9 protein-coding genes are annotated in these 6,773 nt (G+C 47.5%); all 9 read right to left on the bottom strand.

The genetic code is table 11. The features are described 5' to 3' along the window. Window positions 1-275 precede the first annotated feature (275 nt). On the bottom strand, window positions 276-1,223 hold the full coding sequence (locus tag IQ242_RS13085; protein ID WP_150976094.1) for a F0F1 ATP synthase subunit gamma: 948 nt from the start codon (window positions 1,221-1,223) through the stop codon (window positions 276-278). A 191-nt stretch (window positions 1,224-1,414) separates the two neighbouring features. Then, window positions 1,415-2,923: a F0F1 ATP synthase subunit alpha gene (gene atpA / locus IQ242_RS13080; RefSeq protein ID WP_193960267.1), complete on the bottom strand. Its 1,509-nt coding sequence runs from the start codon at window positions 2,921-2,923 to the stop codon at window positions 1,415-1,417. A 68-nt stretch (window positions 2,924-2,991) separates the two neighbouring features. Beyond that, entirely contained in the window at window positions 2,992-3,540 is a 549-nt protein-coding gene (gene atpH, locus IQ242_RS13075; RefSeq protein ID WP_193960266.1) for an ATP synthase F1 subunit delta, read from the bottom strand. Next, window positions 3,541-4,083 (bottom strand): F0F1 ATP synthase subunit B, encoded by a 543-nt coding sequence (locus IQ242_RS13070; protein ID WP_193960265.1) that lies wholly within the window; start codon window positions 4,081-4,083, stop codon window positions 3,541-3,543. It lies immediately after the preceding gene. A 126-nt stretch (window positions 4,084-4,209) separates the two neighbouring features. Continuing rightward, window positions 4,210-4,641, bottom strand: a complete 432-nt coding sequence (locus IQ242_RS13065) for a F0F1 ATP synthase subunit B' (RefSeq protein ID WP_002769600.1) — start codon at window positions 4,639-4,641, stop codon at window positions 4,210-4,212. Window positions 4,642-4,871: 230 nt separating this feature from the next. Next, a complete protein-coding gene (gene atpE / locus IQ242_RS13060) occupies window positions 4,872-5,117 on the bottom strand; it encodes an ATP synthase F0 subunit C (protein ID WP_002740068.1) in 246 nt (81 codons plus the stop codon). A gap of 231 nt (window positions 5,118-5,348) precedes the next feature. Continuing rightward, a complete protein-coding gene (gene atpB / locus IQ242_RS13055) occupies window positions 5,349-6,098 on the bottom strand; it encodes a F0F1 ATP synthase subunit A (protein WP_002739857.1) in 750 nt (249 codons plus the stop codon). Window positions 6,099-6,156: 58 nt separating this feature from the next. Continuing rightward, window positions 6,157-6,519 (bottom strand): ATP synthase subunit I, encoded by a 363-nt coding sequence (locus IQ242_RS13050; protein WP_002739749.1) that lies wholly within the window; start codon window positions 6,517-6,519, stop codon window positions 6,157-6,159. Window positions 6,520-6,586: 67 nt separating this feature from the next. Beyond that, on the bottom strand, window positions 6,587-6,773 hold a 187-nt coding region (locus IQ242_RS26165; protein WP_228020973.1), incomplete at its 5' end, for a hypothetical protein.

The raw sequence follows: 6,773 nt of genomic DNA, 5'->3' as shown, positions 1-6,773 counted from the left end.
TGCTATCTAGGGCTTGCTGAAAAAGCTTTTCCTGGGGGCAGGTGGGGTGTGGGGTTTTATCGATTTTCAGGTGGTCAAGTACCTAATTTTCAGGGAAAAAGTCCAGGAATTTTCCCCCCGATCCCCGCAATGGCTGGCACTTTTTGAGGGTAAAAAAGTCCACAAGTCTTATCCAACAAGGTTTTTAGATTTATTCAGCAGACCCTATCTAAACGAAAAAAAAGGAGTGAAAAAAATCACTCCTACTGATAATCAGAAGAAAAAATGGCTTAAACCTAGAGAGCGTTGGCTCCTGCTACTACTTCTAGCAATTCTTGCGTAATAGCGGCTTGACGCGCTTTATTGTAGGTACGGCTTAAAGTCCCAATCAACTCGCTGGCGTTTTCGCTGGCGTTACTCATCGCCGTCATCCGCGCTGCCAATTCACTAGCTGCCGATTCCTGGAGGGCGCGCAGTAATTGGTTATTTAAGTACAAAGGTAGGAGAGAATCGAGGATTTGGACGGGATTCTGCTCAAAAATCATGTCTTGGGGAAAAACCTGCGCCGGTTGGCTGGCCATTTTTTCCCGTTGTACCTTAAATTTTCCCTCTTTAGTCACCAAACGGAAAATCTCGTCATCCTGTACCGCTAAACCTTGGGTAGTTAAAGGTAACAGGGTTTGAATCACCGGAGTGGAACTGATCAGGGAGATAAAACGAGTATAAACCAACTCGACTCGATCGACTGTTTCCGATAAAAATAAGGAAAGCAATTCATCCCCAATAGTGCCAGCTTCATCGGCAGTGGGAATCTGTTCGAGGTTGATAAATTTAGCGGCAATGGGAGCATTCCGGCGCTCGAAATATTGTGCTGCTTTTCGGCCAGCAACCACTAATTGATAGTTAATCCCTTGCTCTTTTAATTCATTCATCCGTTGTTCGGCACGACGGATGACGTTAGTATTATAACCGCCACAAAGACCTCGATCGCCTGTGACCACCAACAGAGCCACGGTTTTTACTTCCCGTTGGGCCAGTAGGGGTAAATTGACATCACTAAAGGCTAAACGACCTTGCAGATTATAAAGTACCTGAGCGAGGGCATCGGCAAAAGGACGGGTACAGAGAACTTGTTCTTGGGCGCGTCGCACTTTTGCGGCCGCCACCAGACGCATGGCCTCGGTAATTTTTTTGGTATTTTTGACCGATTGAATTTGGTCGCGAATCGCTTTGAGATTAGGCATAATTCAGTTATCAGTTATCAGTTATCAGTCATCAGTTAACAGTTATCAGTTATCAGTCATCAGTTATCAGATTGGAGTTGTAAGTGAGCAGTATTAAATAGCAGTTTCTTGCCATCTTTTCACTGTTTACTGATCACTGTTTACCGATCACTGATAACTGAAAAGGCTGACAGCTTAAAGCTCACAGAAGTTTACTTGAAAGCCTGTTTGTACTCGTTGATGCCATCTTTGAGCAGGCCTTCTGCTTCGTCGTTGAGTTGTTTTTCAGTGCTGACGATCTCAACGTAACGAGGTTTGCTGGTTTTCAGGTATTCCCGCAAACCAGTGCAGAAATCGATAACTTTATCGGTGGCGATATCGTCGAGATAACCGTTTAAACCGGCATAAACCACCGCCACCTGTTCCCAAACGGAGAGGGGGAAGTTTTGGGGCTGTTTAAGGATTTGACGCAGACGTTGACCGCGAGACAGTTGTGCTTGGGTGGCCGCATCAAGGTCAGAAGCGAATTGAGCAAAAGCTTCTAATTCGTCAAACTGGGCTAATTCGAGTTTTAATTTACCGGCAACTTTCTTCATCGCTTTCGTTTGGGCCGCCGAACCCACGCGGGATACGGAAATACCAGCGTTAATAGCGGGACGGAAACCAGCGTTAAAGAGGTCGGTGGAGAGGAAGATCTGACCGTCAGTAATCGAAATTACATTGGTGGGAATGTAGGCAGAAACGTCACCGGCTTGGGTTTCGATAATCGGCAGGGCGGTCATGCTACCACCACCGAGAGCATCGCTGAGTTTAGCGGCGCGCTCTAGTAAACGGGAGTGGAGATAGAAAACGTCGCCGGGGTAAGCTTCCCGACCGGGAGGACGACGCATGAGCAGGGATAACTGACGATAAGCTTGAGCCTGTTTGGTGAGGTCATCGTAGATAACTAGGGTCGCTTTGCCTTTATACATGAAGTATTCGGCGATCGAAGCTCCGGTATAGGGGGCGATATACTGGAGGGTGGCGGGGTCGTTAGCGTTAGCGGCCACCACCACGGTGTAATCCATGGCGCCTCTTTGGGTGAGGGTGTCGATTACTTGGGCGACGGTGGAGGCTTTTTGACCGATGGCGACATAGACACAGATCACGTCTTCGCTTTTCTGGTTAATGATTGTGTCAATGGCGATCGCTGTTTTACCGGTTTTTCTGTCACCGATAATTAACTCCCGTTGACCACGACCGACGGGAATCATGGCATCGATAGCGGTAATGCCGGTTTGCATCGGTTCACAGACGGATTTGCGAGCGACAATACCGGGGGCGGGGGATTCCACCAGACGGGTTTCGCTGGCGAGGATGTCCCCTTTCCCGTCGATGGGACGACCGAGAGCATCAACCACGCGGCCGACTAAGGCTTCACCCACGGGAACCTGAGCGATTTTACCGGTAGCTTTCACCGTACCGCCTTCTTTAATCCCGAAACCGTCACCCATTAACACTGCACCGACGTTATCTTCTTCGAGGTTAAGGGCGATGCCGACGGTTCCATCTTCAAATTCTAATAGTTCTCCCGACATGGCTTGTTGTAGGCCGTAGATGCGGGCAGTACCGTCACCCACTTGCAGGACGGTTCCCACGTTGGAGACCTGTACTTCTTGGTTATAGGATTCGATCTGTTGACGAATAATCGTGCTAATTTCGTCGGGTCTGATAGCTACCATAGTTTAATCTGGGAAAAAGTAAAAAATTAGGAGGTGAAAAAACGGCAAAAAAGGGAGATTAGATGACCTTAGCGCAGGGAGAGGCTGAGGCGTTGTAGTTGACCGCGAATGCTGGCATCAAAGACCTGAGAACCGACTTTGATCACCACACCACCGATGAGGCTGGTATCAACTTTGGTTTTCAGTTCGACCACGTTCGCCCCGGTCAGGGTTTTCACTTTGTCGATGACGATTTGTTTTTGGCTATCGTTCAATTCGGTGGCCGAGGAAACTTCCGCTAAAACGGTGTTAGTCAGCGCTCTGGCCAGGGTGAGATATTGTTGACAAACGGGTTCTAAAAATTGAATCCGACGTTTATCGACCAATAACATCATGAAGTTAGTTAAATAGGGATTGGCGCTGCTCCCCATTACTTGGGAAATAACGGCTTTTTTAGCTTCTTCTTTGATGACGGGATTACCGATAAAAGCTCTTAGATCGGGAGCATTTTCCAACAATTCTAAGAGGGATTTAATTTCACCGCCGACCGCTTCTAATTGTCCGCTGCTTTGGGCGACGGAAAGTAATGCTTGGGCGTAGGGTTCGGCAATTTCTGAACTGATTAAACTTCCCTGCATCTATTTACCTCCTAGGTTGGCCAAACTGCGATCAATTAGGGTTTGTTGTACCGATTCTTCCAGGCCGGCGCTTAATTGGGATTCCACATTAGCTAAGGCTAAAGCGGTAATTCTTTGGCGTAATTCTACTAAAACTCGATCCTGTTCCGCCGAGAGATCTTTAGCGGCACTTTCGCGCATTCTTTGAATATCGAGTTCGGCTTGGGCGGCGATGTCGGCGGTGACAGTTTTAGCTCTATCTCGAGCATTATTGATAATTTGTCCCGCCTCTTGTTTTGCCAGGGCGAGTTTTTTCTGTTCTTCGGCGAGGGCGTTAGCGGCAATATTTTTCCGGTCTTCAGCTTCGGCTAAAGCTTCAGCAATCTTCGACTGACGTTCTCCGAGGATTTGTCCGAGAACTTTGCGGCCGTAGAAGATGATTAAACCGAGCAGAATTGAGAGGTTAAATAGGTTAGTTCCTAGGATATCGGTGTTGATGCCGAATCCTTCTGCTGCCGCTTCCTTCGCCTCCGTGGCTAATAATAAAACTGTGTCGATGATCATGATTATTGAGGGCGGGGAGTAGGTTATTCAGTTATCAGTTATCAGTTATCAGTTATCAGTCTTCTAACTTCTGACGACTGAGTTCTATCTTTTCACTGATCACTGTTATTAACCAAGGGCTGGGGTTTAGCGAACGAGTTCGGGGCCGAGGAGTTTTTCGAGAATTTGACGGGAAAGAGAGGCCACTTGTCCTTCTAGAGAACGAAAGGCTTCTTCTTTCTGTTGGGCAATTTCGGCGGCGACGGCTTCTTTACGAGCGATCGCTTCTTTTTGGGCTGCGGCAACTCGTTCGCTGGCTAGTTTTTGGGCCTCGGCTTGCGCTTGGGCGATAATCTCTTGGGATTGTTTACGAGCCGAACTTAATTGCAATTCGTACTCTTGTACCAGTGCTTCGGTTTTGGCTAGTTGTTCTTTGGCTCCACCTTCGGTTTGCCGAATATACTCCGCCCGTTCATCTAAAACTTTACTGAGGGGTTTATAAAAAACGGCGTTCAGGATCACTGCCAAAAGAATAAATTGTAGTGCCATCACTGGCAGGGTGGCATCGAAATCAAACATTGATTTATTCCTGATAAATAGAAGCTATAGACAGGTTCAAAAAAGGAAGATGATCCCCCTGCTTTAACAATAAACAGTCAGGGGGAATCACTAAAATTCCCTTAACTAGCTATCAGCCTTCTGTCCCAAAAACCAGACTTTTTAGTTGGCTGCTTGGGCGGTTTTTTATAGTTTTGAAAACTCCGCTGCCAAGCTGAGGACTGGGGGCTGATAGCCCACTGCTTTTTTAATTAGGCGAAGGGGTTAGCGAACAGTAAAACGAGAGCGATAACCAAGCCGTAGATGGTTAAGGATTCCATGAATGCCAAGCTGAGGAGAAGGGTACCACGAATTCTTCCTTCAGCTTCGGGTTGACGGGCGATACCGGAAACAGCTTCTCCAGAAGCGGTACCTTGACCAACACCGGGGCCGATAGCGGCTAAACCAACGGCGAGGGCGGCGGCGATAACGGAAGCGGCAGCTACTGTGGGGTTCATGGTGATTTTTTCCTCTATTTACTAATCAATTTCAATCTGTTGTTTACAGAGCGCGTTCTCAGCCGTAAAAAATGGCTGGTTTTCTGCTCAAAACTCCCGAAAGAGTTTTTGGGAAAGAACGATCTGGGAATTCAGTTGCTCATCCTGAATTCGACCAATAATTTCTTAGTTATTATCCTATTATTTGGACACTTTTTCCTAAGAAATTTTTCTTTTTTTCGTCCCTCGCTTTTAAGCGTGTTCCTCTTCGTGTTCCGATTCCAGTGCCTCATGGATATAGGCCCCGGCAAGGGTGGCGAAGACAAGGGCCTGAATAGCGCTGGTAAATAAACCGAGAGCCATCAGGGGTAGGGGTACGACTAGGGGGACAAGGAAGACTAATACGGCCACTACCAACTCGTCCGCGAGGATGTTTCCGAAAAGACGGAAGCTGAGGGAGAGGGGTTTGGTAAAGTCTTCTAAAATTTTGATCGGTAATAGCACGGGAATCGGCTCTAGGTAGTGAGCGAAGTAACCGAGTCCTTTTTTACTGATGCCCGCGTAGAAGTAAGCGAGGGAAGTCAGTAGGGCTAACGCCACCGTGGTATTGATGTCGTTAGTGGGGGCGGCTAATTCCCCTTCGGGCAGTTCGATTAACTTCCAAGGAATCAAGGCCCCTAACCAGTTAGAAACGAAAATAAATAAAAATAGGGTGCCGATGAAGGGCAACCAGGGTCGATATTCCTTTTCTCCTAGCTGGTTTTTGGCTAAATCGCGCAGAAATTCCAGAACGTACTCCATGAGGTTTTGAATACCGCTAGGGACTTTCTGGATCTTGCGGGTAGCGGCGATCGAGGCGATGATTAAGATAGCGAAGACGATCCAGGAGACCGCGATCACTTGCCCGTGAATTTTTAGTCCGCCGATGTGCCAGTACCAGTGTTGTCCCACTTCCAGGGAAGCGAGACTATAAAAATTAAGCACACTTAAACTGTCTAACATTTCCACCTTGGGGAGATTCAGGTTCGCAAATCAGGGTTATTTTGAACGGTTAAAGGGTTTAGGAATCGGCTTTCTGCTCCAACTTGAAGATGGTTTGCAGGGTATAGACGATGATTGCGCCTTTATAGGTCAAAAAACCCAAAAAAACTGGCACTATGTGCAGTTCTTGCCAACGACTGGCGATGATGATTAATCCAGCGAATAGGGCTAATCCTTTTTTGCCTACCCGATTTTTCGTTACCCCCAATTTTTCCACTTCCCCGGCCAGGAGTTTTAGGTAAACGACTCCCACCATTGCCCCTAATAGGTAATTAAGGGCAGTATTGAGGGAATAAAACAGCCACACGGGTATAAAGATCAGACCGCTTAAGATCAGGGTGGTGATCAATAGGGTGTTTTGTAGTTGATAGTATTCCCGCATCGGATCTGACGGCGGGGTGGTTTCTGGGGTTGGGGGAGATTCGATCGATGGGTCAGACAAGGTACACCTAAATCAGCGATAGACTAATCTCAATATCTGGATTGCTTTCCCAGCTATGACGCTCAGGTAAGCCACAAGACATATTATCACGGCAGTGGCAACAATTATTAAGCAATTGTAAATGGCCATGATTCCCCCCGCTCTCAGCCGTCAGCTTTTTTCTCCCCCCTCCCCTGATCCTTTCTCCCCACTTC

This window comes from Microcystis sp. LEGE 08355 (assembly GCF_015207185.1).
In the GTDB taxonomy this organism is placed as follows: Bacteria; Cyanobacteriota; Cyanobacteriia; order Cyanobacteriales; family Microcystaceae; genus Microcystis; species Microcystis panniformis.
This window is presented reverse-complemented; position numbering and strand designations above follow the sequence as displayed.

Bases quoted from the DNA above. Each gene is read 5' to 3' on its own strand.
- IQ242_RS13085 (WP_150976094.1), bottom strand. From the start codon at position 1,223: ATGCCTAATCTCAAAGCGATTCGCGACCAAATTCAATCGGTCAAAAAT.
- IQ242_RS13070 (WP_193960265.1), bottom strand. From the start codon at position 4,083: ATGATCATCGACACAGTTTTATTATTAGCCACGGAGGCGAAGGAAGCG.
- atpA (WP_193960267.1), bottom strand. From the start codon at position 2,923: ATGGTAGCTATCAGACCCGACGAAATTAGCACGATTATTCGTCAACAG.
- atpH (WP_193960266.1), bottom strand. From the start codon at position 3,540: ATGCAGGGAAGTTTAATCAGTTCAGAAATTGCCGAACCCTACGCCCAA.
- IQ242_RS13050 (WP_002739749.1), bottom strand. From the start codon at position 6,519: ATGCGGGAATACTATCAACTACAAAACACCCTATTGATCACCACCCTG.
- IQ242_RS13065 (WP_002769600.1), bottom strand. From the start codon at position 4,641: ATGTTTGATTTCGATGCCACCCTGCCAGTGATGGCACTACAATTTATT.
- atpE (WP_002740068.1), bottom strand. From the start codon at position 5,117: ATGAACCCCACAGTAGCTGCCGCTTCCGTTATCGCCGCCGCCCTCGCC.
- atpB (WP_002739857.1), bottom strand. From the start codon at position 6,098: ATGTTAGACAGTTTAAGTGTGCTTAATTTTTATAGTCTCGCTTCCCTG.